At 66.2% G+C, this 26,342-nt stretch carries 33 protein-coding genes and 1 pseudogene; 13 read left to right on the plus strand and 21 right to left on the minus strand.

Going from position 1 to position 26,342, the window contains the following annotated elements:
- Window positions 1-69: 69 nt before the first annotated feature.
- Entirely contained in the window at window positions 70-339 is a 270-nt protein-coding gene (gene rpmA / locus Ga0102493_RS10505; protein ID WP_034900671.1) for a 50S ribosomal protein L27, read from the minus strand.
- A gap of 281 nt (window positions 340-620) precedes the next feature.
- Window positions 621-1,013: pseudogene (gene rplU / locus Ga0102493_RS16625) on the minus strand (50S ribosomal protein L21); the annotation flags it as partial.
- 231 nt (window positions 1,014-1,244) lie between these two features.
- Between rplU and Ga0102493_RS10515 the strand changes: the two are divergent.
- Window positions 1,245-1,784, plus strand: coding sequence for a hypothetical protein (locus tag Ga0102493_RS10515; RefSeq protein WP_051697484.1), 540 nt, complete (start codon window positions 1,245-1,247; stop codon window positions 1,782-1,784).
- Window positions 1,781-2,470 (plus strand): Crp/Fnr family transcriptional regulator, encoded by a 690-nt coding sequence (locus Ga0102493_RS10520; RefSeq protein ID WP_034900669.1) that lies wholly within the window; start codon window positions 1,781-1,783, stop codon window positions 2,468-2,470. Before Ga0102493_RS10515 ends, Ga0102493_RS10520 begins: the two co-directional genes overlap by 4 nt.
- A gap of 49 nt (window positions 2,471-2,519) precedes the next feature.
- Here Ga0102493_RS10520 and Ga0102493_RS10525 read toward each other — a convergent pair whose 3' ends face one another.
- The 16 genes from Ga0102493_RS10525 to coxB form a co-directional block, all read right to left on the minus strand.
- Window positions 2,520-2,822: a hypothetical protein gene (locus Ga0102493_RS10525; protein ID WP_236922201.1), complete on the minus strand. Its 303-nt coding sequence runs from the start codon at window positions 2,820-2,822 to the stop codon at window positions 2,520-2,522.
- Between the two features lie 204 nt (window positions 2,823-3,026).
- Window positions 3,027-3,518, minus strand: a complete 492-nt coding sequence (locus Ga0102493_RS10530; RefSeq protein WP_051697482.1) for a molybdenum cofactor biosynthesis protein MoaE — start codon at window positions 3,516-3,518, stop codon at window positions 3,027-3,029.
- A 2-nt stretch (window positions 3,519-3,520) separates the two neighbouring features.
- A complete protein-coding gene (locus Ga0102493_RS10535) occupies window positions 3,521-3,793 on the minus strand; it encodes a MoaD/ThiS family protein (protein WP_034900667.1) in 273 nt (90 codons plus the stop codon).
- A 1-nt stretch (window position 3,794) separates the two neighbouring features.
- Complete coding sequence (gene moaA / locus Ga0102493_RS10540) at window positions 3,795-4,865, minus strand: GTP 3',8-cyclase MoaA (RefSeq protein ID WP_081845499.1); 1,071 nt, start codon at window positions 4,863-4,865, stop codon at window positions 3,795-3,797.
- Window positions 4,862-5,176 (minus strand): Rossmann fold domain-containing protein, encoded by a 315-nt coding sequence (locus tag Ga0102493_RS10545; protein ID WP_034900665.1) that lies wholly within the window; start codon window positions 5,174-5,176, stop codon window positions 4,862-4,864. The genes moaA and Ga0102493_RS10545 overlap by 4 nt, the downstream gene beginning before the upstream one ends.
- A 4-nt stretch (window positions 5,177-5,180) precedes the next feature.
- The gene (locus tag Ga0102493_RS10550; RefSeq protein ID WP_034901672.1) at window positions 5,181-5,564 is read right to left on the minus strand and encodes a dihydroneopterin aldolase; all 384 of its coding nucleotides are present in this window, start codon (window positions 5,562-5,564) and stop codon (window positions 5,181-5,183) included.
- A 17-nt stretch (window positions 5,565-5,581) separates the two neighbouring features.
- Window positions 5,582-6,481, minus strand: a complete 900-nt coding sequence (locus Ga0102493_RS10555; RefSeq protein WP_034900664.1) for an RsmD family RNA methyltransferase — start codon at window positions 6,479-6,481, stop codon at window positions 5,582-5,584.
- Window positions 6,481-7,917, minus strand: a complete 1,437-nt coding sequence (gene thrC, locus Ga0102493_RS10560) for a threonine synthase (protein ID WP_034900663.1) — start codon at window positions 7,915-7,917, stop codon at window positions 6,481-6,483. The genes Ga0102493_RS10555 and thrC overlap by 1 nt, the downstream gene beginning before the upstream one ends.
- 59 nt (window positions 7,918-7,976) lie before the next feature.
- Window positions 7,977-8,552 carry an SURF1 family cytochrome oxidase biogenesis protein gene (locus tag Ga0102493_RS10565; protein WP_034900662.1) on the minus strand — a complete coding sequence of 192 codons (576 nt, stop codon included), beginning with the start codon at window positions 8,550-8,552 and terminating at the stop codon, window positions 7,977-7,979.
- Window positions 8,549-8,938, minus strand: coding sequence for a DUF983 domain-containing protein (locus tag Ga0102493_RS10570; RefSeq protein WP_034900660.1), 390 nt, complete (start codon window positions 8,936-8,938; stop codon window positions 8,549-8,551). Before Ga0102493_RS10570 ends, Ga0102493_RS10565 begins: the two co-directional genes overlap by 4 nt.
- A complete protein-coding gene (locus Ga0102493_RS10575; protein ID WP_034900659.1) occupies window positions 8,938-9,768 on the minus strand; it encodes a cytochrome c oxidase subunit 3 in 831 nt (276 codons plus the stop codon). The genes Ga0102493_RS10570 and Ga0102493_RS10575 overlap by 1 nt, the downstream gene beginning before the upstream one ends.
- A 43-nt stretch (window positions 9,769-9,811) precedes the next feature.
- Window positions 9,812-10,402, minus strand: coding sequence for a cytochrome c oxidase assembly protein (locus Ga0102493_RS10580; RefSeq protein ID WP_034900657.1), 591 nt, complete (start codon window positions 10,400-10,402; stop codon window positions 9,812-9,814).
- Window position 10,403: 1 nt separating this feature from the next.
- Window positions 10,404-10,529: a hypothetical protein gene (locus Ga0102493_RS16470; protein WP_034900655.1), complete on the minus strand. Its 126-nt coding sequence runs from the start codon at window positions 10,527-10,529 to the stop codon at window positions 10,404-10,406.
- Window positions 10,526-11,476 (minus strand): heme o synthase, encoded by a 951-nt coding sequence (locus Ga0102493_RS10585; RefSeq protein ID WP_034901670.1) that lies wholly within the window; start codon window positions 11,474-11,476, stop codon window positions 10,526-10,528. The genes Ga0102493_RS16470 and Ga0102493_RS10585 overlap by 4 nt, the downstream gene beginning before the upstream one ends.
- Before the next feature lie 94 nt (window positions 11,477-11,570).
- Window positions 11,571-13,289 carry a cytochrome c oxidase subunit I gene (gene ctaD / locus Ga0102493_RS10590; protein ID WP_034900654.1) on the minus strand — a complete coding sequence of 573 codons (1,719 nt, stop codon included), beginning with the start codon at window positions 13,287-13,289 and terminating at the stop codon, window positions 11,571-11,573.
- A 49-nt stretch (window positions 13,290-13,338) separates the two neighbouring features.
- The gene (gene coxB, locus Ga0102493_RS10595) at window positions 13,339-14,400 is read right to left on the minus strand and encodes a cytochrome c oxidase subunit II (protein WP_034900653.1); all 1,062 of its coding nucleotides are present in this window, start codon (window positions 14,398-14,400) and stop codon (window positions 13,339-13,341) included.
- A gap of 282 nt (window positions 14,401-14,682) precedes the next feature.
- Here coxB and pyrE point away from each other — a divergent pair, with 282 nt between their 5' ends.
- The 9 genes from pyrE (at window position 14,683) to Ga0102493_RS10640 (ending at window position 20,471) form a co-directional block, all read left to right on the plus strand.
- Window positions 14,683-15,261 carry an orotate phosphoribosyltransferase gene (gene pyrE / locus Ga0102493_RS10600; RefSeq protein WP_034900652.1) on the plus strand — a complete coding sequence of 193 codons (579 nt, stop codon included), beginning with the start codon at window positions 14,683-14,685 and terminating at the stop codon, window positions 15,259-15,261.
- 27 nt (window positions 15,262-15,288) lie between these two features.
- The gene (locus Ga0102493_RS10605; RefSeq protein ID WP_034900650.1) at window positions 15,289-16,044 is read left to right on the plus strand and encodes a pyridoxine 5'-phosphate synthase; all 756 of its coding nucleotides are present in this window, start codon (window positions 15,289-15,291) and stop codon (window positions 16,042-16,044) included.
- 13 nt (window positions 16,045-16,057) lie between these two features.
- Window positions 16,058-16,342, plus strand: coding sequence for a hypothetical protein (locus Ga0102493_RS10610; protein ID WP_034900648.1), 285 nt, complete (start codon window positions 16,058-16,060; stop codon window positions 16,340-16,342).
- A gap of 68 nt (window positions 16,343-16,410) precedes the next feature.
- Window positions 16,411-16,836: a holo-ACP synthase gene (gene acpS / locus Ga0102493_RS10615; RefSeq protein ID WP_034900647.1), complete on the plus strand. Its 426-nt coding sequence runs from the start codon at window positions 16,411-16,413 to the stop codon at window positions 16,834-16,836.
- Window positions 16,837-17,004: 168 nt separating this feature from the next.
- Window positions 17,005-17,850 carry a signal peptidase I gene (lepB, locus tag Ga0102493_RS10620; protein ID WP_051697676.1) on the plus strand — a complete coding sequence of 282 codons (846 nt, stop codon included), beginning with the start codon at window positions 17,005-17,007 and terminating at the stop codon, window positions 17,848-17,850.
- Between the two features lie 17 nt (window positions 17,851-17,867).
- Window positions 17,868-19,073 carry a DUF3089 domain-containing protein gene (locus Ga0102493_RS10625; RefSeq protein WP_034900646.1) on the plus strand — a complete coding sequence of 402 codons (1,206 nt, stop codon included), beginning with the start codon at window positions 17,868-17,870 and terminating at the stop codon, window positions 19,071-19,073.
- Window positions 19,070-19,540: a Holliday junction resolvase RuvX gene (ruvX, locus tag Ga0102493_RS10630; protein ID WP_034900645.1), complete on the plus strand. Its 471-nt coding sequence runs from the start codon at window positions 19,070-19,072 to the stop codon at window positions 19,538-19,540. The genes Ga0102493_RS10625 and ruvX overlap by 4 nt, the downstream gene beginning before the upstream one ends.
- Window positions 19,541-19,585: 45 nt before the next feature.
- Window positions 19,586-20,080, plus strand: a complete 495-nt coding sequence (locus tag Ga0102493_RS10635; protein WP_051697675.1) for a PaaI family thioesterase — start codon at window positions 19,586-19,588, stop codon at window positions 20,078-20,080.
- Window positions 20,073-20,471 (plus strand): PaaI family thioesterase, encoded by a 399-nt coding sequence (locus Ga0102493_RS10640; RefSeq protein WP_034900641.1) that lies wholly within the window; start codon window positions 20,073-20,075, stop codon window positions 20,469-20,471. Before Ga0102493_RS10635 ends, Ga0102493_RS10640 begins: the two co-directional genes overlap by 8 nt.
- Here Ga0102493_RS10640 and Ga0102493_RS10645 read toward each other — a convergent pair.
- Entirely contained in the window at window positions 20,468-22,651 is a 2,184-nt protein-coding gene (locus Ga0102493_RS10645; RefSeq protein WP_034900639.1) for a transglycosylase domain-containing protein, read from the minus strand. The two genes, Ga0102493_RS10640 and Ga0102493_RS10645, sit on opposite strands and share 4 nt — an antisense overlap.
- 434 nt (window positions 22,652-23,085) lie before the next feature.
- The gene (cobS, locus tag Ga0102493_RS10650) at window positions 23,086-24,048 is read right to left on the minus strand and encodes a cobaltochelatase subunit CobS (protein ID WP_034900635.1); all 963 of its coding nucleotides are present in this window, start codon (window positions 24,046-24,048) and stop codon (window positions 23,086-23,088) included.
- A gap of 168 nt (window positions 24,049-24,216) precedes the next feature.
- Between cobS and Ga0102493_RS10655 the strand changes: the two genes are divergently transcribed.
- On the plus strand, window positions 24,217-25,050 hold the full coding sequence (locus Ga0102493_RS10655; RefSeq protein ID WP_034900619.1) for an oxygenase MpaB family protein: 834 nt from the start codon (window positions 24,217-24,219) through the stop codon (window positions 25,048-25,050).
- A 25-nt stretch (window positions 25,051-25,075) separates the two neighbouring features.
- Entirely contained in the window at window positions 25,076-25,711 is a 636-nt protein-coding gene (locus Ga0102493_RS10660; protein ID WP_034900618.1) for a glutathione S-transferase family protein, read from the plus strand.
- Here Ga0102493_RS10660 and Ga0102493_RS10665 read toward each other — a convergent pair.
- Complete coding sequence (locus Ga0102493_RS10665; RefSeq protein WP_034900617.1) at window positions 25,708-26,310, minus strand: J domain-containing protein; 603 nt, start codon at window positions 26,308-26,310, stop codon at window positions 25,708-25,710. The two genes, Ga0102493_RS10660 and Ga0102493_RS10665, sit on opposite strands and share 4 nt — an antisense overlap.
- Between the last annotated feature and the right edge of the window lie 32 nt (window positions 26,311-26,342).

Here is a 26,342-nt window from a genome sequence, read left to right on the forward strand (position 1 = left end):
CCTCCTGGTCGCCGGATGCTGACCGGCTGGGACCGTCCCGCTGGACGATCCCTTCAGCGAATCGTCCGATTATTCGGCAGCTTCGGCCATGACGTCGACCGACACGTATTTGCGGCCGAGCTTGCCCTTGTGGAATCGCACCACGCCCGCGCCGAGCGCGAAGAGCGTGTGATCCTTACCCATGCCCACGTTCGAGCCGGGATAGAACTTGGTGCCGCGCTGGCGCACGATGATGTTGCCGCCGATCACGTCCTGACCGCCGAACTTCTTCACGCCAAGGCGCCGGCCTTCCGAATCGCGACCATTGCGCGAAGAGCCGCCTGCTTTCTTGTGTGCCATGAGCCTGTACCCTTACCTTACTTGTCTTTGCCCGAGGCGGCCTCGGCCTGGTCGACCTTGGCGCGCGGCGGCTTGCCGTCGAGGAGTTCCTGCGCCTGAACGGCCCATTCGTCCTTGATCGGGCGATTGCCGAGCTTGAGCTCGTCGTTCCACTTGTTCGCGGTTTCCTCGTCCCAGCCGGCGATGTCTTCCCAGCTGTTGATGCCCGCCTTGCGCAGCTTCTTCTCGATGGTCGGGCCGATGCCCGAAATCAGCGAGAGGTTGCCGGTGTCGAGATCGCTCTTGGATTCGGCCGCCTTGGCCTTGGTCTCGGCCTTCGGAGCCGCTTCCTTCTTGGGAGCGGCTTCCTTCTTCGGCGCGGCCTTCTTCGCACCGCCGGCACCGACATCGGTGATTCGCAGCAGCGTCATCTGCTGGCGATGACCGTTCTTGCGGCGGTAATTGTGGCGGCGACGCTTCTTGAAGACGACGACCTTCTCGCTCTTCGCCTGGGCGATGATTTCGGCCGAGACGGTGACCTTGGAGGCATCGGTGAGCGAATCGCCTTCACCGGCCAGCAGGACATCGCCCAGCGTGATCGTGTCGCCGGCCTCGCCCGCGAGCTTTTCAACGGCAATCTTGTCTCCGGCGGCAACCCGATATTGCTTGCCGCCCGTGCGCACTATCGCGAACATGGCTTTATACTCTCAATCTCTTGCTGTGCTGGCCATGGCGAAGTTTCCGCAAACGAAAGCCTCGCGCCGACCAAGCGGCAGTGGGCGCTGCGACGATGCAGCGCCGGAAAGAAGCGTGCCGTTAGGCGAATGGGCTCTCCAAGTCAACGCCGCTGCCTGCATAAAATGCGAGCGCGCAAGCATGTCTTGTGGCTTTGCGGCGCCAATGTGTCATGATAACACGACACGCGCATGATGACACCCCCCCCGCGTCTCTATCCGGCCCTCTTCGCGGGTGCCTGTCTTGTCGCCTCCCTTGCCGGTTGCGCGGGGGCAGGCGGCGACTACCCCTCGCTCGCGATCCGCGATGTCGAGCGGCAATATGGCCGTTTCCTGCCGACCGAGGGAAACACGCCGGAAGCTGCGCCCACCACCGAGCCGGTTGCGGCGGTCGCCACGCAGGACACAATCGCGGCGCTCGTCGCCGAAGCGCAGGGCTCTTTCGCAAGGTTCGAGACGCGTGAGGACGGCGTCGCCGCGAGAGTCGGCGCAGCGCGCGGCAGCGCGAGCGACAGCGATGCGCGCGCCGCCGCGCTGACCGCCCTGTCGGACCTGTCCGCCCTGCGCAGTGCGACGGCCATCCCGCTGGGCGATCTGGACTTGCTTGCGGCGGAGGCCGCCACCACCTTCGCACCGACCGACGATATCGACACCGCGCGCGCGCTCGTGCTGGCGCTGGCCGAACGCCAGGACGCGGTGCTGGCAGAGCTTTGGGCGGAGATGGATCGATGAACCTGCAATGCGAAACCTGCCCCGTGCGGGACAGTGCGGCCTGCGCCGTTCTGACGCCCGAGGAACGCGACGCGATGGCCGCCGCCGGGCGCACGCGGACGCTGCGGCGCGGGGAAATGCTGTTCGCCGCCGGAGACGAGGACGCGGCCTGCGCGACGCTGGTTTCGGGCGCGCTCAAGGTCTCTGCGATCGATGCCGATGGGAACGAGCAGATCCTGGCCCTTGTCCACCCTTCGGGCTTCATTGGCGAACTGTTCGCCCCCTTTGCCCATCACGACGTGGTGGCGCTCACGGAAAGCAAGCTTTGCACTTTCGCACGCGGCGATTTCGAGCGCGCGATCGACGACCATCCCGCGCTCACCCGGGCGCTTCTGCGCCGCAGCCAGGAAGACCTGCTCGCCACCCGCGCCCTGCTCGAACTCACCGGCCATGCCAGCGCCGAGGCGCGGCTCGCGGCGCTGCTGCACGATTTCGCCGCCGCGGCGAGCCAGTCCTCGTGCCATCTCGCCGCCGAATTCGACCTGCCGCTGACGCGCGGGGAGATCGCCAACATGCTCGGCCTCACGATCGAGACGGTCAGCCGCAAGCTCGGCGACCTCGAGGATAGCGGCGCGATCGCACGCAAGGGCAAGCGCGGGATCGAAGTGCTCGACCCCGCGCTGCTGCACGACATTTCGGGGCGCTAGGGGGAGAGGTCTGGCGCCCCCGGCAAAAGCGTGTCGCTCCTGCCGAAACTCAGGACACCAGCGCGGCGATGATCGCCGCCGTCAGCCCCCAGAACAGCACCAGCACCGGCAGCAGCAGCACCTGCACCGCCGCATCGCGGGGCGCGAGCTTGCCGGTATGGGTGACGATGCCGAAGCTTTCGAACTGGCCCAGCGTCAGGGGCTTGCTGTCATTGCCCTTGAGCCGCGTGAACATCGCAGGAACACCGAATCCGGCGACGATGAACAGCGCGAAGATCGTCATCGGGATCGCAAGGCCGGGATTGCCGAACGCCATCGCGGTGATGCCGATAAAGCCGAGATAGCACGCCACCGTTCCGCCATAGAGCGCGGCCGGCAGGCCGAAGCTGCGGTCGCGTGCAGGGTTTACGGCAGGGGTTGCCGCGGGTGCGATTGCGGGTGCATCGACGATTCGCGCCTCGCCCCGTGCAATGATGTCCTAGACCTGTTTGCTCATCATGTCTCTCCTTCGATGAGGAGAAATTAGCCCGCCCGGGCTGGGCTTCGTTGACCGGGATCAAACAGGCGAATTTTTTCGCGCGACCGTGCCTTCATCGCTCCATCGGGCGAGATCCGCGTGATCCTCGTCGCGTGGTTCGATCCAGCGCCATTCGCCCCCGTTGACCGTGGCCCGTTTCTCGCGCTTCCAGAACCACGCCGCGCTTTTCAGGTGATCCATGCAGAAATCGGTCGCCTCGAAGGCGGCGCGGCGATGGCGCGCGGCGGCACTGACGCAGACGATCGGCTCGCCCGGGCGCATCAGGCCGACGCGGTGGACCATGATGAGGCCCATCAGGTCGAAGCGCGCAAAGGCCCGGTCGGCGAGGTTCTCCATGCCCGGCAGGGTGAGCGGTTCGTAATGGGTCAGTTCGAGAGCCTCGACGCCCTCTTCGCCGCGCACCTTTCCGACGAACGTGCACGCGCCCCCGAGGCCCGGATGGGCCTGCGTGAAATCATCGACGAGAGCGTAAGGCGCGAACGGTTCGGCAAGCAGGCGGATGTCGCGCATTGTCAGCCCCCCGATACCGGCGGTAGCAGCGCCACCTCGTCCCCGGCCCGCGCATCGAGCGCGGTCTTGTCGGCGAGCACCCGGCCTGCACACGCCACATGCACCCGCGCCCCCGCGACCTGCTGGGCCAGGGCCGGTTCGAGCGCGGACAGGAGCCCCGACCAGTCGAGCGGAGCGCAGACGAGCCTCCGCTCCGTCCCGGCCAGCTCGGCAAGCGGGCCGAGAAAGACGAGCGTGACGCTGCCGGCGTCGCTGTCGGTCTCGGGCGGTGGCATCTCAGCCGCCCGTCAGCGACATGTGACGGGGAAGGTGCGGTTTCGCACCGCGTTCGTCCATGCGGAAATGGTGCTTTTCGGGCTTGATCGCCATGGCCCGTTCGAGAGCGGCGGCAAGCTCTTCCTCGGGCCGTTCGGAACGCAGCGCGGCGCGCAGGTCGACCCGCTCCGCCCCGCCGAGGCAGGGGTAGAGCTGGCCCGTCGCGGTCACCCGCAGGCGGTTGCAGCCGGCGCAGAAATTGCCGGTATGCGGCGTGATGAGACCGAGCCTGCCGCCCGTCTCGGCCACGTCGACATAGCGCGCCGGGCCGCCGGTCGCATGGTCGCTTTCGGCAAGCGTCCAGCGCTGCTCCAGCCGCGCGCGAACGTCCGACAGCGGGAGATACTGGTCGAGCCGCTCCTCCTCGACATCGCCCAGCGGCATGACCTCGATCAGCGTCACGTCATGGCCTTGCCCATGCGCCCATTCGATAAGGTCGGGCAGTTCGTCCTCGTTCACGCCTTTCAGCGCCACCGCGTTGAGCTTGACCTTCAGCCCCGCTTCGCGCGCCGCTGCAATCCCCTCGAGCACCTGTGGCAGCGCATCGCGCCGGGTCAGCGCCTCGAACCGGGCGCGCTCCAGCGTGTCGAGCGAGACATTGACCCGCCGCACCCCGGCCTTCGCCAGCGCCTCTGCATGCTGGGCGAGCTGCGTCCCGTTGGTGGTCAGCGTCAGCTCCTCCAACCCATGCCCGAGCCTGCGCCCGAGCATCTCGAACAGGTGCACGATGTCGCGCCGCACCAGCGGCTCGCCCCCGGTGATGCGGATCTTGGTCACGCCGCGCTCGATGAAGCCGCAGGCGAGCTCGTAGAGTTCCTCGAGGCTCAACACCTCGCGCCGGGGCAAAAAGGTCATGCGTTCGGGCATGCAATAGGTGCAGCGCAGATCGCAGCGATCGGTGACCGACAGGCGCAGATAGGTGATCGCGCGCCGGAAGCCGTCGACCAGCGGGCGCGGTTCGTCGTTGACCGCGATCACGTCGCGCCGCCGCGTCAGGCTTTCGATGGCGGTGGCGGATGGCTCCTCACTCATGAGAGCGGGATATACTGGCCCGTGATCCCCGGCGCATCTGCCAAATATGCGAGCGCATCCTCGCGCGCGTCGCCGACCGCCCCGCCGACCACGTTGACGCGGCGCGGCGTCCACCTGCGGGCAAGGTCGCGGGCGAGAGCGAGGCGCCAGTCATCGTGGTCCGTGTCCGCTGCAGGCAGGCAGATCGCGATCGCTTCGACCCCATCGCCGGCGAGCATCCGCTCCGCCGCGGCGAGGTGATCGGCATGGAAGGCCGCGCTTGCGGCGATCGGCTCTGCGGGAAGCGTTTCAACCGTCAGGACGACCTGCAAGGCCTTATCCCTCGCCCCGGGGGCGTTCGCGGTGAAGGGTGATGCCGATTTTCTCGTCCGCTTCGGCGATGGCGAGCTTGACGATCTTGACCGTCACCGCCTCGACCCGGGCATCGCCGACGAACAGCGTCTCGCAGATATGGTCGGCAACCGCTTCGATCAGCTTGAAATGGACGCCCTCGGGCAGCCCCTCGGACGCAGCGAACTTCAGATCCATGTAATTCTTGGATGCATCGAGCGGCGTATCGGGATCGTAGCGATCGGCCACGGCATAGCGCGCCTGCACGGTGATCCTGAGCGGCTGCGGCTTGCCCGTTTCCTCGGAATAGATGCCGGTGAGGACATCGACTTCGAGATCGGCGACTTCGAGAGTGAGCGAATCGGTCATTCTGTTCATGAGCGCCCTTAGCCCGGATTGCTCCAGCGCGCGAAGATCGCGGTCGGAAGGCGGCGGCGCGGCGCGTCCCCTGCGGGCTCCTCCAGCACCGCGAGGTCGCCGTGCTCGATGGTGCCGGGAAGATGCGCGAGCGCTTCCTCCATCAGCCCGGCAATCGCGATGCTGCTCATGCGCACGGCATAGACGGTGAGAAAGAGGAACCGGCTGTCGGCATCGAGCAGCTTGGCGCAGTCGTGGACGAGGGGCGCGAGGCCCTCTTCCAGTCGCCATGTCTCGTTCTTCGGCCCGCGCCCGAATTTCGGCGGATCGAGGATGATCCCGTCATAGCGCCTTTCGCGGCGCACCTCGCGAGCGGCGAATTTCGCGGCATCGTCGACCAGCCAGCGGATCGGGCGGTCCTCCATGCCCGACAGCGCGGCGTTGTCGCGCGCCTGCGCGACCGATTTTTTGCTCGCATCGACGTGCGTCACGCGGCCATGGCGCGACAGGGCGAGCGTGCCGAGCCCGGTATAGCCGAACAGGTTCAGCGTTTCGGCTTCGTCCATCCCCGAAAGCTGCGCGCGCATCCATTCCCACACCGGCGCCATGTCCGGGAAGAATTGCAGGTGGCGAAAGGGGGTCGGTTGGGCGGTGAAGCGGACTTCGTTCCAGCCAAGCTCCCAGCCTTCCTCCTGCAGGGCCTCGGCGAAATCCCAGCGCCCGCCGCCATCCTCGTCCGAGCCGGGGACGAATTCGCCCGCTGCGTGCCAATCGGCCAGTCGCGGCTGCCACAGCGCCTGCGGCTCCGGCCGGATGAAGGCATGCGGGCCGAATGCCTCGAGCTTGCGCCCCGCCCCGCTGTCGATCAGGCGATAGCCATCCCAGCCCTGGCATTCCATCACCAACGGGGCGGACGCGATCTGCGCCATCAGGCCTCCGCCGAAGATCCGCGTGTCCCGGCAAGCGCGTGGGTGAGCACGAAATCGCGGCTCGCCTCGTAATCGCCGGGAAGCTCGGTGAAGCGTTCCTCGCGGGCGAACAGGTCGCCGACGCGCGCGGGCAGGTTCGGGCGCACGCCGATCGCGCGTTCCACCGCCTCGCGGAACTTGGCCGGATGCGCGGTGGCGAGCGTGACCAGCGGAACCGACGGATCGACCGCTTCCTCCTGCAGGGCGGTGCGCGCCGCGCTGAGCCCGACGGCCGTGTGCGGATCGATGACCTGCCCGGCTGCCTGGTGCGCCCATTGCATGGCGCGTGCGGTGGCGTCCTGGTCGGCGCTGAAACCGCGGAACAGCGCGCTTGCCCCCTCGCGCTGCGCATTGGTGAGCTGCATCGCCTTCGTTTCGGCGAAACCCGCCATCTGCGCCGCCATCGCCGCACCGTCGCGCCCGCCGCAATCGAACAGCAGCCGCTCGAAATTGGAACTGACCTGGATGTCCATCGAAGGCGTGATCGTCGGCGTCACGCCGCTGGCGGAATAATCGCCCCGGGCGAGCGCCCGCACGAGGATATCGTTGACATTGGTGGCGACGATCAGCCGTTCGATCGGCAGCCCCATGCGCTCTGCGACATAGCCGGCGAAGACATCGCCGAAATTTCCGGTCGGCACGCTGTAGGCGACCTTGCGGTCGGGCGCGCCGAGCTGGACGGCGGAATAGAAATAATAGACGACCTGCGCCATCAGCCGTGCCCAGTTGATCGAGTTGACCGCGCCAAGCGAAAGCGGCCCGTTGATCGCCGGATCGCCGAACATCCGTTTCACATGGGCCTGCGCGTCGTCGAAGCTGCCTTCGATCGCGAGATTGTGCACATTGGGCGCACGCACGGTCGTCATCTGGCGGCGCTGGACCTCGCTCACCCGGCCCCGGGGGTGGAGCATGAATATCTCGACCCGGTCGAGCCCGGCGACCGCGTTGATCGCGGCCGAACCCGTGTCCCCGCTGGTCGCGCCGACGATGGTGAGCCGTTCGCCGCGGCGTTCGAGGAAGGTCTCGAACAAGCGCCCGAGCAATTGCAGCGCCACGTCCTTGAAAGCGAGCGTGGGGCCGTGGAACAGCTCGAGCAGCCAGTTGCGCGGGTCGAGCTGCACCAGCGGCGTCACCGCCTCATGGGCGAAGGCATTGCCATAGACCTCGTGGCAGATTGCGCCGAGTTCCCGCTCCGTCAGGCTGTCGCCCACGAAAGGCCGGATCACCTCTACCGCGAATTCCCAATAGGCAAGCCCGCGAAGCCCGCGGATCTGCGCCTCCGAAAAGCGCGGCCATTGGCGCGGCAGGTAAAGCCCACCGTCGCTGGCAAGGCCGGCCAGGGCCACCCCTTCGAAATCGAGCGCGGGCGCGCTACCCCTTGTGGAGACGTATTCCATGGGGAATGGCGGTTAGCGCCCCATGCGCCGTGCGGCAATGGCGCGGGAGGCAGCGCGTGTCATTTCCGTTCGCGCAGGCGGGAGCGCAGGGCAAAACCATAGATGACGAGCGCCGTCAGCGCGAAGAAGAACCACTGCCCGGCATAGGCGAGGTGATTGTTGGGCAGGTCCGCAGGGTCGGGCGCGGCGAGCGGTTCGAGTCCCGCCTGCGGTTCGCTCGCGATGAGGCGCACATTGTCGCCATAGGGCGCCAGCCTTCCGGTGACGAGACCGCCCTGCCAGTCCGGCACCTCCGGCGCGCGCGACCAGCCGATCGTGACATCGGCCACACCCTGCCCGGAATGTTCGCAACGCGCGACATGGACCCAGCCCGACCGACCATTGGCCGATTTCCCGCCGATCGAATCGATGCCGCGAACCGTTTCGCAGTCGATCCGTGTCAGCCGGAAAAGGCTTTCCTCGTACTGCGCGGGCGAAGGCCAGCGCACCGTCTCTGTCTCGGCGAGCGCGGCTTCGTATTGCGCGATCAGCGCCGCCTTCTCGTCCATCCGGCCCAGTTGCCAGATGCCGAGGCCGATCATGGTGGCGACCGCTGCGAGGACGAGGATCGTCGGAAGGACGGAGAGGCGTTTCATGGCTGGGCGGGTTCCTTCGCGCGGGCGGCTTCGTATTGGCGATAGAGCAGCGTCGTGCGGTAGAACCGCAGGGCGAACACCACTGCGCCCACGGTCAGCGGCGCCCAGACCAGCGCCGACAGCCACAGCGGCGGCCTCAGCACCGCATCGACACCCAGCGCCGCGCCGATCAGGAACACCGCCAGCACCATCGTCAGCACCCCGGCAAGCCGCCCGCCCCGCTCCAGCGCGCCGAGGTCGAGCCCGCAAGCATCGCAGGAAAGCGCGATGCGCGCCGGGGCCTCGAACAGTGTGCGCGCGCCGCAGCGGGGACACAAACCGAAAAGGGCAGCCCGGCCAAGGCCCGGCTGCCCCTTCTGCGCATCAGGGCCTAAGCCCTGCCCCATCAGTGGTATTCGGCGCCCCAACCGCCCCAGACATAGACGGCGATGAACAGAAACAGCCACACCACGTCAACGAAGTGCCAGTACCACGCCGCCGCTTCGAAACCGAAATGCTGGCGAGGGGTGAAATGGCCGAGATAGGCGCGGTAGAGGCACACGGCGAGGAAGATCGTGCCGACGATCACGTGAAAGCCGTGAAATCCCGTCGCCATGTAGAAGGCGCTCGAATAGGTGTTGCCGCCGAAGGAGAACGGCGCGACCGCATATTCATAGGCCTGGATGAAACTGAACAGCACGCCGAGCGCGATGGTCGCCCACAGGCCCTGCTTGAGCCCCTGCCGGTCGCCGTGGATCAGCGAATGGTGCGCCCAGGTGACCGTGGTGCCCGAACACAGCAGGATCAGCGTGTTGAGCAGCGGCAGGCTGAACGGGTCGAGCACTTCCTCGATCGCCTTGGGCGGCCAGACGCCGCCGACCACTTCGGTCAGGGTCGAGGGGAACAGCGAGAAATCGAACCACGCCCAGAACCAGCCGACGAAGAACATGACTTCGGACGCGATGAACAGGATCATGCCGTAGCGCATGTGCAGCTGCACAACCGGGGTGTGATCGCCGCGCTGCGCTTCGACGACGATGTTCTTGAACCACATGAAGAAGGTCGCGATCAGGCCGGCAAGGCCCGCCCACATGACGATAGCGGCCATGGTGCCGAACAGGTCGGGATACCAGCTCAGCACCATCCCCGTGGTGAAGGTCAACGCCGACATCGAGCCAACCAGCGGCCAGATGTCCGGTTCGAGGATGTGATAGTCGTGGTTTACATTGCCTGCCATGTTTCTCGTTCCCGTCCCTTAGGAATCCTGCGATGGTTTGGTGTTAGCGCGCGCGCCCGTTCGATACGGGCTGTTTCGCGCGGTGGAAAGTGTAGCTCAGCGTGATCTGTTCGACATCGGCCATGAACTCGTCCTCCTCGATCGCGGGATCGACGTAGAACAGGACCGGCATGCGCACTTCCTCGCCCGGCTGGAGCGTCTGCTCGGTAAAGCAGAAGCACTGCACCTTCTGGAAATAAAGCCCGGCCTGAGCGGGTTCGACATTGAAGGTGGCGGTGCCGGTGATCGGCGCATCCGAATTGTTGATCGCGGTATAGGTCGCGATGTCGCGCTCTCCGATGCGGACCGTCTCGGTCACCTGATCGGGCTTGAACGTCCAGGGCATCCCGCTCGCGGTGGAGGCGTCGAACCGGACCGAGATGGTGCGGTTGACGCCGGCGGCCGCGGCGCGCGCGGCATCGTCCTCGCTGGCGACCTGCGTCGTCCCGGCAAAGCCGGTAACGCGGCAGAACAGGTCGTAGAGCGGAACCGCCGCATAGCCGAGCCCGAGCATGAACAACGCGAACAGCATCGCGTAAAGCCCGGTGCGCAGGTTCCTGCGCGAGGTGTCGGCGTCGATCGTGGAGGCGCTCATGTCAGTCCCCCATCCTCACCACGGTGATCGCGTAGAACAGCACCACGAAAAACAGGAGCGTCCCGCCGAGCACCAGGTTGCGGCTTTTGCGGCGGCGCTTGAATTCCTCTTCCTCTTCGGGGGTCATGCCAGCACGCCTTCGAGCATTCCGGGCCCGATCAGGCCGTTGGCGGCAAGCACCCGGTCGGCGACCAGCGCCGCGAACAGGGCGAAGAGATAGTAGATCGAGAACTTGAAGAGCACCTTCTCCTCACGCATCGAATCCTCCTCGGCACGCTCGCGCAGGCCGACCGGGATGGCAAGGAGGACGAACAGCGCCGACAGGACGACCGCGACCGAACCGTAGACCCAGCTGGTCCCGCCGATCGCCCAAGGAGCGATCGCGATGGGGGCAAGGACGAAGGTGTAGACGAGTATGTGCTGGCGCGTGGTCTTTTCGCCCGCGACCACGGGCAGCATCGGGATACCGACCTTGGCGTAGTCCGACTTCACGAACAGCGCTAGCGCCCAGAAATGCGGCGGGGTCCAGAAGAAGATGATCGCGAACAGCAGAACCGGCATGGCGGTGATCTCGCCCGTCACCGCGACCCAGCCGATCAGCGGCGGAAACGCGCCCGAGCCGCCGCCGATGACGATGTTCTGCGGCGTGCGCGGCTTCAGCCACATCGTGTAGACGACCGCGTAATAGACGATCGCGATGGCGAGCGTTGCGGCGGCGAGCCAGCCGATCGCAACCCCCATCAGCACCACCGATACCGCGGACAGGAACACGCCGAAATCGCGCGCATCCTCGCGCCGCATCCGGCCCGAGGGCAGCGGACGCTTGGCGGTGCGCTTCATCCCCTTGTCGAGATCGGCCTCCCACCAGTGATTGAGCGCCGCCGAACCGCCCGCACCCATCGAGATCGCGAGGATCGCGGTGAAGCCGAGCACGGGATGGATGCTGCCAGGCGCGGCGAGCAGGCCGCAGATCCCGGTGAAGATCACCAGCGTCATCACGCGCGGCTTGGTCAGCGTGAAGAAATCACGCCATTCGGCCGGCATCGTGGTGGTGGGTGTGGCTGCGTTCTGCATCGTCATGATCTTCTATTCGAAGGAGAGCGCACCGCCCCGGCGCGCCCTCCCCCTGTTGTCCCTGTTTTCGGCGGGCCCCGAAAGGCCCCTCCCGTCAGGCGCCGGCCGGCTTTTCGCCGAGCGGACGGTGATCGTGGTAATTGTGATGATCCTCGATCACCGGCAGCGTTTCGAACTGGTGGAACGGCGGCGGGGAAGACAGCGTCCATTCGAGCGTCGTCGCACCTTCGCCCCACGGATTGGCCTCGGCCCGGCGGCCCGCGACGAAGGCATAGACGAGGTTGGCGAAGAAGAAGAGCATCGAAATCGCCATGATGTAGTAGCCGTAGGTACTCACCTGGTGCCACAGCGTGAACGCTTCGGTGTAGTCCGGATAGCGCCGCGGCATCCCCTGCATGCCCAGGAAGTGCTGCGGGAAGAAGATCACGTTCACGCCGATGAAGAACAGCCAGAAGTGAATGTGGCTGAGCAGTTCGGAGTGCATCCGCCCGCTCATCTTCGGGAACCAGTAGTAGAAGCCCGCGAACATCGAGAACACCGCACCCATCGACAGCACGTAGTGGAAGTGCGCTACGACGTAATAGGTGTCGTGAAGGTTGTCGTCGATGCCGCCATTGGCGAGCACGACGCCGGTCACTCCGCCCACGGTGAACAGGAAGATGAAGCCCAGCGCCCAGACGAGCGGAGACTTGAATTCGAGGCTCCCGCCCCACATCGTCGCCACCCAGCTGAAGATCTTCACGCCGGTCGGGACCGCGATCACCATGGTGGCCGCGGTGAAATACATCTTCGTGTTCACGTCGAGGCCCACGGTATACATGTGGTGCGCCCACACGATGAAGCCGACGACGCCGATCGCGACCATGGCATAGGCCATGCCGAGATAGCCGAACACGGGCTTGCGGCTGAAGGTCGCGACGATCTGCGAGATCATGCCGAAGCCCGGCAGGATCATGATGTAGACTTCGGGGTGGCCGAAGAACCAGAACAGGTGCTGGTAGAGCACCGGATCGCCGCCGCCCGCCGGATCGAAGAAGGTCGTGCCGAAATTGCGGTCCGTCAGCAGCATGGTGATCGCAGCGGCCAGGACCGGCAGCGCAAGCAGCAGCAGGAAGGCGGTGACCAGCACCGACCACACGAACAGGGGCATCTTGTGCAGGGTCATGCCCGGCGCGCGCATATTGAAGATGGTGGTGATGAAGTTCGTCGCGCCCAGGATCGAACCCGCGCCCGCAAGGTGGAGCGAGAAGATCGCGAAATCGACCGCGGGACCGGGCGAACCGGTGGTCGAAAGCGGGGCATAGACCGTCCAGCCCACGCCTGCGCCATTGCCCGCGCCGCCCGGCACGAACATCGAGAACAGGAGCGAAAAGAAGCCCGCCACGGTCAGCCAGAAAGAGACGTTGTTCATGCGCGGGAACGCCATGTCCGGCGCGCCGATCATCAGCGGCACGAACCAGTTGCCGAAGCCGCCGATCATCGCGGGCATCACCATGAAGAAGACCATGATGAGGCCGTGCGCGGTGATGAACACGTTCCACATGTGGAGCGCGGTGTTGAGATCCGAGCTGCCGCCCATGAAACCGGCCCACCAGGTCAGGTACTGGATGCCCGGTTCGGCCAGTTCGAGCCGCATGATCCCCGAAATCGCGCCGCCGATGACCCCGGCGATGATCGCGAAGATCAGGTAGAGCGTCCCGATATCCTTGTGGTTGGTCGACATGAACCAGCGGGAAAAGAAGCCCGGCTTGTGATCCGCGTGGTCCGCGTGATCTTCCTGGTGGATGTCGAAGCCTTCAGCAGTGGTGGCCATCGTTTCGGTCTCTCAGGTTTCGTAACTAATCAATCGGTTCGCAAGGAGCTCAGTCGGCGAGCGCCACTTCGGCCACTTCCCCGACCGGCGCCTCTTCCTCGGCAGCGGCTTCTTCGCCGGTGCCTCCTCCGGGCATGGTGCCGCCCTGCGAGCGGACCCATGCGGCGAATTGCTCGGGTGGAAGCGCTTCGATCGCGATCGGCATGTAGGCGTGGCGCGTGCCGCACAATTCGCTGCACTGGCCATAATAGACGCCCGGCTCCTCGATGGTGAGCAGCTTTTCATTGAGGCGGCCCGGGACCGCATCCTGCTTGAACCAGAGCGAGGGGATCGCGAAGGAGTGGATCACGTCCGCGCCGATCGTCTGGATGCGCAGCGGCACGCCGGCGGGCACGACCATGCGGTTGTCGACCGCGAGCTGCGGCGGCTCGCCGTTCTTGATGGCGTCGGCATCGGACAGCATGTTCGAGATCACCTCGATCTCGCCATGGTCGGGATAGGAATAACCCCAGTACCACTGATAGCCGGTCGCCTTGATCGTGACCGCGTCCTCGGGCGGCGTTTCATACTGGCGCGCAAGCAGGGTCAGGGACGGCACGGCGATCACGACGAGGATCGCGGCGGGAACGATCGTCCAGACCACCTCGATCCAGGTGTTGTGCGTCGTGCGCGAAGGCTCGGGATTGGCGCGGCGGCTGTAGCGCACGACAACATAGAGCAGCAGGCCCAGCACGAACAGCGAGATCGCGGTGATCACCGGCAGCAGGAACCAGTTGTGCATCCACAGCGCGTATTCGCCGTCCTTGGAATACTGGTCCTGGAAGGTCAGCGACTTGGCCATCGCGCCCGGTTCCCCGCTGTTCGGGTCGGTCGGCATGCCCTTGTTCTTGGTCGGGGCCATCGGGCTGTAGGCGCCCACGGCCTGCGGAGGGGTCGTCTCGCTCGCCACGATTTCACCCGACGCCGCGCTCGCGGGCGCTTCGCCGAAGACTTCGCCGCTGCCGGGCGCTGCAGTGAGCGCGTCATCCTGCGCGAGGGCGACCTGCGGCGCGAACACGACGGAAAGCGCCGCGAGCAGCGACAGGGTAGCGATTTTGATACGGGCGTTCATATGACCCATCATAGTGTGCCTAAATCGTTGTCCAGATCTGATCCCATGTCGCCCCGCCCGAAGCCCGTGTGAAGGGCAGGTGGGGCAACGCAATAACCGACAGCTTTGCCAGCGTTGGTGGTCCCTTAGCCGCGCTTGCCCGCACCCTCAAGCGCTACTAGGGAGATTTTTATGCAAGCTTCCATGCCGCGCGCGCAAGCCCGCGCAAATCCTTGGGTTTGGGAGCGCCCGCCCGCCATTTTCGACAGGCTTCCCTAGATGAATCGACCCTCCCCCAAAGCCATGACCGAAGACGAAGTGCTCGCCGAATTCCGCAGCTGCGGCGCGCTGCTCGAAGGTCATTTCAAGCTGTCGTCGGGCAAGCATAGCGGCCATTACCTGCAATGCGCGCGCGTTCTGATGAATCCGGCGCGCGCCGCCCGCCTCGCCGAAGCGGTGGTGGCGGGCATCCCTGCCGAAGTGGTCGACGCGGTCGACACCGTCGTCTCGCCCGCAATGGGCGGCATCATCATCGGCCATGAGGTCGGCCGGGCGCTGGGCAGGGACGCGCTGTTCCTGGAACGACCCGAAGGCACCTTTCACCTGCGCCGCGGCTTTGCGCTCGAAAAAGGGGCGAAGGTGCTGATGGTCGAAGATGTGGTGACCACCGGGCTTTCCAGCCGCGAGGCGATTGCAGCGGTCGCGCGCGAGGGCGGCGAGGTGATCGCCGAATGCGCGCTGATCGATCGGTCGATGGGTTCGGTCGATCTCGGCGTTCCCTTCTACCCGCTCGCCGCGTTCGATTTCCCGACCTATGCGCCCGGCGACATCCCGCCCGATCTTGCCGCCGTAGCTGTGACCAAGCCGGGTAGCCGGAAATAGGCCTTTCCCCTAGGAGGCGTGAGCGCAATGTCGAGGACACTCCATCCCAACCCGCTGCGGCTCGGCGTGAACATCGATCACGTCGCGACGATCCGCAATGCACGCGGCGGCGATCACCCGGACCCTGTTCGCGCGGCGGAAATCGTTGCCAAGGTCGGCGGGGACGGCATCACCGCTCACCTGCGCGAGGATCGCCGCCATATCCGTGACGAGGACCTGCGCCGCATCCAGCATGCGACCGACCTGCCGTTGAACCTCGAAATGGCGGCGACCCGCGAAATGCTGGAAATCGCGCTGCGTCACAAACCGCATGCCGCCTGCATCGTCCCCGAAAAGCGCGAGGAGCGCACCACCGAAGGCGGATTGGACGCGGCCGGGCTGCACAACCAGCTCGCCCCGATCGTCGAGGAACTGAAGGGGGCGGGCATCCGCGTCTCGCTTTTCATCGAGGCGAACGAGCGGCAATTGGACGCAGCGTTGCGGCTGGGCGCGCCGGTGGTCGAATTCCACACCGGCGAATATGCCCACGCGGTCCAGGACGGCGATTCCGAGCGGACGGCGGCGGAACTGAGGCGCATTTCCGACATGGCCGCGCTCGCCGCGAAGAACGGGATCGAGCCGCATGCCGGGCACGGCCTCACCTTCGACAACGTGACGCCGATCGCGGCCATTCCCCAGATCGCCGAGCTCAATATCGGCCACTACCTGATCGGCGAGGCGGTCTTCATCGGGCTCGAGGAGGCGATCCGGCGGATGCGCGAATTGATGGATGAGGCCAGATGAGAGAGCACCTTTAGTGGCCGCACAAGCCCCGGATCTCACCGCCGAACAGAAACGCTGGGCCTTCTTCGGCTCAACCCTGTTCCTGACCGCCGTTGGCTTTCTGGGCTATGCGGTGGCGAAAGGCGTCATGCTCGCCTTCGCGATCGGCTGGGTCATCCTCCAGGCGTTCGGCTATGTCGGCTCGCTCTCCCGCGCGAAGGGCGATTTCGCCCACCCCCTGTTCAAGAGCCAGGTGATGATCCATTTCGTGGTCCTCGGCCTGTTGGTCGCCCTTATCCTGAAAGGCCCACCGGCTTAGTTCGCGTCAGCCATGCGGGGCAGATTTTCCGGAAAATTCCCGTAGGATTCACGAAAGGCATTTCCTTCATGATCATCGGCCTTGGTTCGGACCTGTGCAATATCGAACGCATCGAAAACTCGCTCGAACGCTTCGGCGAGCGCTTCGAGAACCGCGTCTTCACCCCCACCGAACGCGCCAAGGCCCGCCGCCGCCCCTTCACCATCGCCGGCACCTACGCCAAGCGTTTCGCCGCCAAGGAAGCCTTTTCCAAGGCGATCGGCACAGGATTCAGGCGCGGCGTCTTCATGAAGGATATCGGCGTCGTCAACGCACCTTCGGGCGCGCCGACGCTCGCGCTTGCCGGCGGCGCGGCAAAGCGGCTTGAAGAAATGACGCCCCACGGGCATGAGGCGCGCATTCATCTGACCCTCACCGACGATCACCCATGGGCCTATGCGCTCGTGCTGATCGAGGCCCTTCCGCTGCCCGCGCCCACCCCGGACCCGTCCTGACCCCTTACGAGAACAATCCCAGTGACCGATCACGAATCCAAGCCCTCCGCGAGCGACAACCCGAACAATGCGGCGCCCGTTTCCGGCGATGCCGGGGGCAATGCGGGCGCGGCCGGCCCCGCACCTCTTCCGCAGGACGGCGGGCAGGAGAGCGAGAAGGTCAACTGGCTGGCCGAACTGCGCGGCCTTGCGCTGATGCTGCTCGCGGTGCTGGCCTTCCACAGCCTCGTCGCCAAGCCGTTCTACATCCCCTCGGCCTCGATGATGCCGACCCTGTGGGTGGGCGACCGGCTGATCGTCAGCAAATATCCCTATGGCTGGTCCTGGGCCTCGGCGAGCTTCCACCTGCTCCCGCGAGGCGACTGGCGCATCTGGCCCGACACGCCCGAATATGGCGACATCGTCATCCCCGTGCACCCGATCAGGAACGAGGATTACATCAAGCGCGTCGTCGGCCTGCCCGGCGACATCGTCGAGGTCGAGGGCGGGCGCCTGATCCTGAACGGCACCCCGGTCGCGCGCGAACAGGTCGCATCGGTGCGCCTGCCGTTCGAACCCGAACTCTACTGCAACCGCATCGACGGGCTGGCGACGCCCTGCCTCGACGCGTTCGAGGATTACCGCGTCACCACGCCCGAGGGCACCTTTTTCGAGCCGCCGACCTTCCGCGAGACGCTGCCCAATGGCGCGACCTATCTCATTATCGATCACGAACGCGTGCGCTTCGACGATCACGGCCCCGTCACCGTTCCCGAAGGCCACGTCTTCGTGATGGGCGACAACCGCGACCATTCGGCCGACAGCCGCGCCAGCATCGCCGAAAGCGGCCTTGGCGGCCCGGTTCCGCTGGAAAATATCGGCGGGCGCGCGGAATTCATCACCTTCTCGCTCGACGGGTCGACCACCTGGAACCCGGCGAGCTGGTTTTCCAGCCTGCGCGGCGACCGGGCATGGACCACGCTGCGCCCCGCTCTGGCCGAGGGAACCGCGCCCCGTGCCGGGGCGAACGAATGAAGGGACGCGGATAGGCCATGGCCAAGAAATTCCTCTATCTCGTCGCGACGATCATCGTCCTGATCCTTGCGGGCGCGCTCGCTCTCACCCTGTTCTCGGCCGAGATCACGCGCTTCGTGATGGTGCCCGACAGCGAATTCACGCCCCAGGAACCGCTCGAACGCAACGCCTATGAAGACCCCTCGCTGTGGTATTCGCGCCCGGGCATCGGCACTTCGGACCCGGCCCGCTGGCAACCCGCCTACGCGCCCGAAACCGCCGTCCCGAGCGGGGTGAGCGAGGACGCGAAGGCGCGCGTCGTGTCGACCACGGACCAGCCCGATTTCGCGGTCTTCTTCGTCCATCCCACCAGCTATCGCAGCACCGCCAACTGGAATGCACCGCTGGGCGAGACCGACGATCCCGACGCGGCCGAGGCCGACAAATTCGCCCGCATCTTCCTGCGCGGCATGGCGAGCCCGTTCAACGCCGCGTCCGAAATCTGGGCGCCGCGCTATCGCCAGGCGACGATGGGCGCCTTTCTGACCAATGGCCCGGAAGGCGGACAGGCGCTCGATGCGGCCTATGCCGATGTGCGCGAGGCGTTCCGCTATTTCCTCGATTCGGTGGGAGAGGAAACGCCGATCGTGCTCGCCGGGCACAGCCAGGGCGCGCTCCACCTGATGCGCCTTCTGGCGGAAGAGGTGCAGGGATCGCCCGCCGCCGGACGGCTGGTCGCGGCCTATGTCATCGGCTGGCCGATCTCGCTCGAACATGACCTTCCGGCGATGGGAGTTCCCGCCTGCGCGACCGCGAACCAGACGGGCTGCGTGCTGTCATGGTCGAGCTTTGCCGCGCCGGCCGATCCTTCCGCCGTGCTCGAAACCTATGCCGCCTCGACCGGGCTCGACGGAGAGGTGCGCGGGACGAGCGAGATCCTGTGCACCAATCCCATCACCGGCCGGATCGGCGGCTCGGCCCCGGCGAACCGCAATCTCGGCACGCTCAAGCCCGACGAAAGCCTTGCCGACGGCGAACTGGTGCCGGGCGCCGTGCCTGCGACCTGCGAGGATCGCGGCCTGCTGATGATCGGCCCGCCGCCGGAAATGGGCGCGCTGGTGCTCCCGGGGAACAATTACCACGTCTATGACATCCCGCTGTTCTGGGCGAACACCAAGGTCGACGCGGCGCGCCGGGTGCAGGCCTTTGCGGGTGAAAGCGCGGGCGGGGACACGGCGAACTGATTACCGAACACGCCCTCGATTTCGCCGAGGCCCTGCCCGATGGCGGCGCGCTGCTCGGGCTCGATCTCGGCACCAAGACCGTCGGCACCGCGACCTGCGATGCGGGCTGGCGCTTCGCCACCAATGGCAGGACGATCGCGCGCGGCAAATGGGGGCGCGACCGCGAGACGCTTGCCGCGCTGATCGCCGAACGGCAGGTCCGGGGCGTGGTGATCGGCCTGCCGCGCAACATGGACGGCTCCGAAGGCCCGCGCGCGCAGGCGAGCCGCGCCTATGCGAAAAATTGCGCCGAAGCCTTCGCGCTGCCCGTCCTGCTGTGGGACGAACGCTGGTCCACCAAAAGCGCCGAGGCGGCACTGATCGGCCAGGGCACAAGCCGGAAAAAACGCGCCCAGAGCATCGACAGCCACGCCGCCGCAATCATCCTGCAAGGCGCGATCGACCGGCTCGCCGGCGGGGTGCTGTGACATGGGGGATTGGATGCGCTCGCCGTCGGCCCTAGGGACATGGCGATGAGCAATCAGCCGAAATTCGACGCCGGCGAGGCGGGGAAATTCTTCTTTCGCGCCGGCCATACCGGATGGCTCGGCCTCGAATACGTGGCCCACGGGCAGAACTGGGTCGAATTGAAGCTGCCCTGGCGCGAGGACCTGATCGGCGAACCCGACCGCCACGTCCTCGCCTCCGGCCCGATCGTCAGCCTCATGGACATGGCGAGCGGGATGTCGATCTGGCAGACGACCGGCGTGTTCACCCCGGTCGCGACGCTCGACCTCAGGGTCGATTACCAGCGCCCCGCGCGCGAGAAGAGCGCGGTGTGGGGCCGGGTCGAATGCTACCGCACCACCCGTTCGGCCGCCTTCGTGCGCGGCATCGCCCATGACGGGGACGAAGCCGACCCGGTGGCGCATGTCGCGGGGGTCTTCATGCAGGTTTCCTACGATCCGAAGAAACGCCTCGAAGCGCAGGCCGAGAGCGCGAAAACGGAAGGCCGCGACGATGACTGAGGGCTCTTCGCTCGAACTCACCGCCTATGCCCGCTCGCTCGGCATCGAGGTCGAGCGCGAGGAGGACGGCCTCCCGGTGCTCGCGGTGGATTTCGGCCGCAATGTCGAGGGGCGGCCGGGCCATTTCCATGGCGGGGCGACGGCGGGCCTGCTCGAGACGGCGGGCTATGCCGCGCTGCGCACCCGGCTGTTGGCCGAAGGGCGCGAGCCGCAATTGAAACCGATCAACATCACCGTGCAATACCTCTCCGCCGGACGGCAGAAACGCACCTTTGCGCTCGCCCGGATCACGCGGCTCGGCCGGCGCAATGCCAACCTGACGGTCGAGGCGTGGCAGGACGACCGCACCCGCCCGATCGCAAGCGCGGTCATGAACATCCTGATGGCCTAGTTCGGCGGGTCCGCGCCTGCGGGGACGACCTCCAGCCCGTCCTCGCGCAGGCGAAATTCGACCGGGGCGCCGTCGATCTCGGTCGTGACCGTGACCGCGCCTTCCTCGATCCTGAGCGTCGAGCCGTTCTCGTCGAGCGGGATTTCGGCGCCCTCGGGCACGTCGAAGGGCTGGACCGGGCCTTCGGGATCGGGCGAGGCGGTGGGCACGGGCGCCGGGGCCGGCCCGCCAAGGCGCAGCGCGCCGCGCATGAAATCCTTCCAGATGCGCGCCGGCAGGCTCCCGCCCGTGACACCGGCAAGCGGCGAATTGTCGTCATTACCGATCCACACGCCCACCACCAGCCGGTTCTCGCCCTCCCCGGCATAGCCCACGAACAGCGCGTCGCGGTAATCCTGCGTCGTCCCGGTCTTGCCGTAATTGGCGACCGGCAGCATCGCCGCGCGCCCCGTGCCGCGATTGACGGCCGCGCGCAGCATCCGCTCGATCGCCTCGTGGTGGCGGCTCGAAAGGCTGTCCTCGCGCGTGGTCAGCCAGTCGAACCAGCCCTTCTCCTCGCGCTCGAACGCGCGCGGAGTGACCGGAAAGGCATTGCCCGCGACGCCCGCATAGGAGGCGGTGAGCTCGATCAGCGTCATGGTCGAGGTGCCGAGCGCGAGGCTCGGATCGCCTTCCGGCATTGCGGAGGCGACGCCCAGATCGCGCGCCATGCGGATCACCCGCTTTGAACCGACCTCGTTCATCAGCCGCACGGCGGCGACATTGCTCGACGAAGCGAGCGCCTGTTCAAGCGTGATCGTGTCCGAATAGTTCTCGCGCGCATTTTTCGGCTGATAGGACCCGCTTTCGAACGGCGTGTTGGCTATCGTGTCCTCCGGCTCCCACCCGGCGTCGAGCGCGGCGAGATAGACGAACAGCTTGAAGGTCGATCCCGGCTGGCGGCGGGCCTGCGTCGCCCGGTTGAAGGGCGAGGTCGCGTAATCCCTGCCGCCGACCATCGCGACCACCTCTCCGGTGGGCCGCATCGCGACCAGCGCGACCTGCGCAGTTCCCAGCGGCGCGCGCGCCACCACCCGGCTCGCCAGCGCCTGCAGGCGCGAATCGAGCGTGGTCGTGAGCACCTGCCTCGAATAGCTCGCCTCCATCCCCTCGCGCGCGATGGGAAGCGCCCAGTCGGCGAAATAGGTCCCCGTCGGAAGATCGTTGCGCGTGCGCACGTCGAGCCGGGGCGCGGGCAGCGCCGCGGCCTCTCCGGGCGTGAGATACCCCTCCTCCACCATCGCCGCGACGACGAGATCCATGCGCGCCTTCGCCCGGTCGTAATGCCGGGTCGGCGCATAGGCGGATGGCGCCTGGAGCAACCCGGCCAGCATCGCGGCCTGTTCGGGCTTCAGGTTTTCGGGCTGGCGGTAGAAATAGTGCAAGGAAGCCGCGCGAAGCCCGTACTGGTTGTCGCCGAAATAGGCGTTCGACAGGTAGCGTTCGAGGATCTCGTCCTTGGTCAGCCACGCCTCCAGCCACAGCGCGATCATCGCCTCGCGGGCCTTGCGGGTCAGGGTCTGTTCGGGCGTGAGGAAGGTGAACTTGGCCAGCTGCTGGGTGATGGTCGAACCACCGCCCCGCCCGGTCCATGCGGCGCGCGCGATACCGCGCGGGTCGATCCCCCAATGCGAATAGAACCGCCGGTCCTCGATCGCCATGAAGGCCTGCGGAACGTGCGGCGGAAGCTTGGCGATCTCGACCGGCTCCGCCACCATCGCCCCGGAACGCGCGATCGGCGTCCCGTCGCTGGCGAGCAGCGTAACCTGCGGGGCGGCGATGGGCTCGAGGCTTTTCGAAAGCGGCGCCGTGACGGCGAGCCAGCCGATCAGCGCGAAGAAGGCGAGCAGCGCGGCGGCAATGCCCCGCACCGTCCACCACAGCTTGCCGCGAGAGCGCCAGTATTCGCGCTGCCACCACCTGAGGCGGCGGCGTTCCTCGATTTCGACCGCATCGTCGAGCCGGGCGAGACTTTCGTCCCACTTGGCGTAATCGGGGGCGGGAGCGGCGCGCGAGGGCGCATCCTCGTCGTCTACCGGGCGCTGCGATTCGTAGAGCGGGAAATAGCCGGGAGCGTCGGAATCAGCGCTACCGCGCGAATGCGCGCGCGCGCTCCTGCGGAATCGCTCGAAGAGGCCCATGCGAACTGTATTAACAGGCTAATACGGCGCCCGGCAAGAAGGATCGCAGGAACCGATCAGCGCCCGCCGATCGGTGTGCGCCAATCACCGGCCTCCAATCACTGGCCTCCAATCACTGGCCTCCAATCACTGGCCTCCAATCACTGGCCTCCAATCACTGGCCTCCAATCACTGGCCTCCAATCACTGGCCTCCAATCACTGGCCTCCAATCACTGGCCTCCAATCACTGGCCTCCAATCACTGGCCTCCAATCACTGGCCTCCAATCACTGGCCTCCAATCACTGGCCTCCAATCACTGGCCTCCAATCACTGGCCTCCAATCACTGGCCTCCAATCACTGGCCTCCAATCACTGGCCTCCAATCACTGGCCTCCAATCACTGGCCTCCAATCACTGGCCTCCAATCACTGGCCTCCAATCACTGGCCTCCAATCACTGGCCTACTGTCACCGTCCCATGCGCCGCGCCTTCGGGCAGGTCCTCGTTGAAGACGCGCTGGTAATATTCGCTCACCAGCATCCGTTCGGCCTCGTCGCACTTGTTGAGGAAGCTGAGGCGGAATGCGAAGCCGACCGATTTGAAGATCGCCGCGTTCTGCGCCCAGGTGATGACGGTGCGCGGGCTCATCACGGTCGAGATGTCGCCGTTCATGAAGCCCTGCCGGGTCAGTTCGGCGACCTTGATCATGTCGGCGATGGCCTTGTCCTCGGTGTCCGGCGTCTTCGACTTGACGATTGCCTGTTCGGTTTCGGCCGGGAGGTAATTGAGCGCCACCACGATGTTCCAGCGGTCCATCTGCGCCTGGTTGATCGCCTGCGTGCCGTGATAGAGCCCGCTGGTGTCGCCGAGGCCGACCGTGTTGGTCGTCGCGAACAGGCGGAACCACTTGTTCGGCGTGATGACGCGGTTCTGGTCGAGCAGGGTGAGACGGCCGTCGAATTCGAGCACGCGCTGGATCACGAACATCACGTCCGGACGCCCCGCGTCGTATTCGTCGAAGGTCAGCGCGACCGGGTGCTGCAGCGCCCACGGAAGAATGCCTTCCTTGAACTCGGTGACCTGCAGCCCGTCCTTCAATACGATCGCGTCGCGCCCGACAAGGTCGATGCGGCTGATATGCGCGTCGAGGTTCACGCGCACGCTCGGCCAGTTAAGGCGCGCTGCGACCTGTTCGATATGGGTCGATTTGCCCGTCCCGTGATAGCCCTGCACCATCACCCGCCGATTGTGCGCGAAGCCTGCGAGGATCGCGAGCGTCGTGTCCGGGTCGAACACGTAATCCCTGTCGAGCTCGGGCACGTGTTCGTCATTGGCGGAGAAGGCAGGGACCTGCCAGTCGACATCGATGCCGAACGTGTCCTTCACGTCGATGGTCGTGTCGGGCTGGGAGGGCATGGCTTCCTTGCCGGCGAATTCTTCTGAGGAATGGCTGTTCATCGCAAGGCCCGGTTAAAGGGCCTCGGCTAAAGCTGCAAGCCGCTCGGCCCTGCTAAATTTGCAAGTGCGCGCGGACGACGGCGAAGATGCTCGCAAATCGCGCCGACACGCATTACTTTGACACGCATGGCGGACCCGCTCGAAACCCTGCGCCTGCGCCTTGTCGGGCAGGTGCGCGATCTCTTCAACGAGACCGGCCAGCAGCCCGTTCCGCCCTCCGACGAGGCGCTGTTCGCGCGCGATACGCCGATCCGCATGGTGCATGCCGATATCGTGGGCATGATGACCGGCGGGATCCGGGGGCTTTTGTTGCAGATGCTGCACCCGGCGGCGCTGCAGGGCGTGCTCGACCATTCCAATTTCCGCGCCGACATGCACGGCCGCCTGCGCCGCACCGCGCGCTTCATCGCCGTGACGACCTTCGGCCACCGCGACGAGGCCATGAAGGCGATCGACCGCGTCAACCGCATCCACGCGAAGGTCGGCGGGACGCTGCCGGGGGGCGAACCCTATACCGCCGCCGATCCGCGCACGCTCGCCTGGGTCCACGTGGTCGAGGCGCAGAGCTTTCTTGCCGGGTACCTGCGCCATGTCCGGCCCGAAATGCCCTATGCCGAACAGGACGAATATTATCGCCAGTTCGCGATCATCGCACGCGCCCTGGGCGCCGATCCCGTGCCCGAAAGCCGGCGCGAGGCCGAGGCGATCTTTCGCGAATTGCGGGCCGATTTGAAAACGTCGCCCGAAGCGCGCGAAGTCGCCCAGCTCGTTCTCACATCCAGGCCCGAAGGCACGCCGCAGGCGCTCCAGGCCGTGGTCGCGGCCGAGGCGGTGGCGATGGTGCCAGACTGGGCGCGTTCGATGCTGCGGATCCAGCGCCCAGTCCTTACCGCGCTGCCCGCACGCGCGGCGACGTGGGGCGTTGGGCGGACGCTGCGCTGGGCCTTTCGCCAGACCTGAAAGCCGTCCCCGGGGAGAGAGACAGATGGCCGAATTCACCTTCTACACCGTGGCGATGAGCCGGGGACAGATATCCCGCTGGGCGCTGCACGAGGCGGGGGCGGACTACGATGACGTCGTGTTCAACTGGGACAGCAAGCCCGCGAACTACGCCGACATCAACCCGATGGGAAAGGTCCCGGCGCTTGTCCACCATCACGCCGACGACAGCGGGGGTCACGACCACACGGTGACGGAGTGCGCGGCGATCAACCATTACCTCGCCGAAACGCATCCGGGTGCGGGCCTGCTTCCCGACACGCATGAACGCGCGGCCTATTATCGCTGGCTGTTCTTCGCGTCAGGCCCGCTCGAACAGGCGATCATGGCGCGGATGATGGGCTGGGAAGTGCCCGAGGGGAAGGACACGACGGCGGGTTTCGGCACGCTCGAACGCACGCTCGATGCGCTGGACGGCTGGCTTTCGGCGCATGATTTCGCCGCAGGCTCGCGCTTCACCATGGCCGACACCTATGTCGGCAGCCAGTTCGTCTGGGGCCTGCGCTTTGGCTCGATCCCTGAAAGACCTTCATTCAGGGCCTATGTCGAACGGGTCATCCAGCGGCCCGCCTATGCCCAGGCCAACGCCATTGATGCAAGGCTGATCGAGGCGACGCGCTAGCCGATCGCGGAGCTTTTCCGCAGCACTTGGTACGCCTCCACCACGCGCCCCAGCCGCTTTTCATGGGTCCGATCCCCGCCATTGCGGTCGGGGTGATAGCGCCGCACCAGTTCGGAATAGCGCCGCCGCAGCCGCCGCTTGTCCGTATCCGAACCGAGGCCCATCGTCTCCAGCGCCTCGGCCTCCTCCTTCGAAAAGCGCCCGTCCATCGCCATGCGCGCGCTGCGTTCGGCGCGGCTGCGGATTCCCCCGGCGCGGGCCGAGATCGCGTCGAGCGGATCGTCGAAATCGGCCCAGCGCGGCATTCCGTCGACGCCTGCTCGCGGGCCGAAGGTGGGGCTTTCGGTGCGCCAGCCGGCCGCAGGGGCCTGCGCGGCGTAAATTTCCTCCGCGCTCATTCCTTCGAACCAGTCATATCCGGCATTGAATTCGCGCACGTGTTCGAGGCAGAACCAGCGCCATTCGCCCGGCCCGTCAAAGCCGCTCGGGCGGTGGCCCGGCGCGCGGAATTCGCCCGCCTCCTCGCAGCCGGGGGCTTCGCACAGGCGCTGCGTGTCCTCGTGGCGGCCATGGAATCGCGTGCTTCTTGTGCTGGACATAAGGGTTGAGAATGGCGACGGACGCGCCAGAT

Origin of the sequence: Erythrobacter litoralis (genome assembly GCF_001719165.1) — a bacterium.
GTDB lineage: Bacteria > Pseudomonadota > Alphaproteobacteria > Sphingomonadales > Sphingomonadaceae > Erythrobacter > Erythrobacter litoralis.

Coding starts and splice junctions, on each gene's coding strand:
- Ga0102493_RS10625 (WP_034900646.1), top strand. CDS start 17,868: ATGGCCAAGAAATTCCTCTATCTCGTCGCGACGATCATCGTCCTGATC.
- Ga0102493_RS10575 (WP_034900659.1), bottom strand. CDS start 9,768: ATGGCAGGCAATGTAAACCACGACTATCACATCCTCGAACCGGACATC.
- Ga0102493_RS10520 (WP_034900669.1), top strand. CDS start 1,781: ATGAACCTGCAATGCGAAACCTGCCCCGTGCGGGACAGTGCGGCCTGC.
- Ga0102493_RS10535 (WP_034900667.1), bottom strand. CDS start 3,793: ATGCCACCGCCCGAGACCGACAGCGACGCCGGCAGCGTCACGCTCGTC.
- cobS (WP_034900635.1), bottom strand. CDS start 24,048: ATGCCCTCCCAGCCCGACACGACCATCGACGTGAAGGACACGTTCGGC.
- Ga0102493_RS10565 (WP_034900662.1), bottom strand. CDS start 8,552: ATGAAACGCCTCTCCGTCCTTCCGACGATCCTCGTCCTCGCAGCGGTC.
- Ga0102493_RS16470 (WP_034900655.1), bottom strand. CDS start 10,529: ATGACCCCCGAAGAGGAAGAGGAATTCAAGCGCCGCCGCAAAAGCCGC.
- Ga0102493_RS10660 (WP_034900618.1), top strand. CDS start 25,076: ATGGCCGAATTCACCTTCTACACCGTGGCGATGAGCCGGGGACAGATA.
- ctaD (WP_034900654.1), bottom strand. CDS start 13,289: ATGGCCACCACTGCTGAAGGCTTCGACATCCACCAGGAAGATCACGCG.
- Ga0102493_RS10515 (WP_051697484.1), top strand. CDS start 1,245: ATGATGACACCCCCCCCGCGTCTCTATCCGGCCCTCTTCGCGGGTGCC.
- pyrE (WP_034900652.1), top strand. CDS start 14,683: ATGACCGAAGACGAAGTGCTCGCCGAATTCCGCAGCTGCGGCGCGCTG.
- Ga0102493_RS10665 (WP_034900617.1), bottom strand. CDS start 26,310: ATGTCCAGCACAAGAAGCACGCGATTCCATGGCCGCCACGAGGACACG.
- Ga0102493_RS10555 (WP_034900664.1), bottom strand. CDS start 6,481: ATGGCGCAGATCGCGTCCGCCCCGTTGGTGATGGAATGCCAGGGCTGG.
- Ga0102493_RS10605 (WP_034900650.1), top strand. CDS start 15,289: ATGTCGAGGACACTCCATCCCAACCCGCTGCGGCTCGGCGTGAACATC.
- Ga0102493_RS10550 (WP_034901672.1), bottom strand. CDS start 5,564: ATGACCGATTCGCTCACTCTCGAAGTCGCCGATCTCGAAGTCGATGTC.
- coxB (WP_034900653.1), bottom strand. CDS start 14,400: ATGAACGCCCGTATCAAAATCGCTACCCTGTCGCTGCTCGCGGCGCTT.
- moaA (WP_081845499.1), bottom strand. CDS start 4,865: ATGAGTGAGGAGCCATCCGCCACCGCCATCGAAAGCCTGACGCGGCGG.
- Ga0102493_RS10570 (WP_034900660.1), bottom strand. CDS start 8,938: ATGGGGCAGGGCTTAGGCCCTGATGCGCAGAAGGGGCAGCCGGGCCTT.
- rpmA (WP_034900671.1), bottom strand. CDS start 339: ATGGCACACAAGAAAGCAGGCGGCTCTTCGCGCAATGGTCGCGATTCG.
- Ga0102493_RS10585 (WP_034901670.1), bottom strand. CDS start 11,476: ATGCAGAACGCAGCCACACCCACCACCACGATGCCGGCCGAATGGCGT.
- acpS (WP_034900647.1), top strand. CDS start 16,411: ATGATCATCGGCCTTGGTTCGGACCTGTGCAATATCGAACGCATCGAA.
- Ga0102493_RS10635 (WP_051697675.1), top strand. CDS start 19,586: ATGAGCAATCAGCCGAAATTCGACGCCGGCGAGGCGGGGAAATTCTTC.
- Ga0102493_RS10655 (WP_034900619.1), top strand. CDS start 24,217: ATGGCGGACCCGCTCGAAACCCTGCGCCTGCGCCTTGTCGGGCAGGTG.
- Ga0102493_RS10640 (WP_034900641.1), top strand. CDS start 20,073: ATGACTGAGGGCTCTTCGCTCGAACTCACCGCCTATGCCCGCTCGCTC.
- Ga0102493_RS10645 (WP_034900639.1), bottom strand. CDS start 22,651: ATGGGCCTCTTCGAGCGATTCCGCAGGAGCGCGCGCGCGCATTCGCGC.
- thrC (WP_034900663.1), bottom strand. CDS start 7,917: ATGGAATACGTCTCCACAAGGGGTAGCGCGCCCGCGCTCGATTTCGAA.
- Ga0102493_RS10530 (WP_051697482.1), bottom strand. CDS start 3,518: ATGCGCGACATCCGCCTGCTTGCCGAACCGTTCGCGCCTTACGCTCTC.
- Ga0102493_RS10580 (WP_034900657.1), bottom strand. CDS start 10,402: ATGAGCGCCTCCACGATCGACGCCGACACCTCGCGCAGGAACCTGCGC.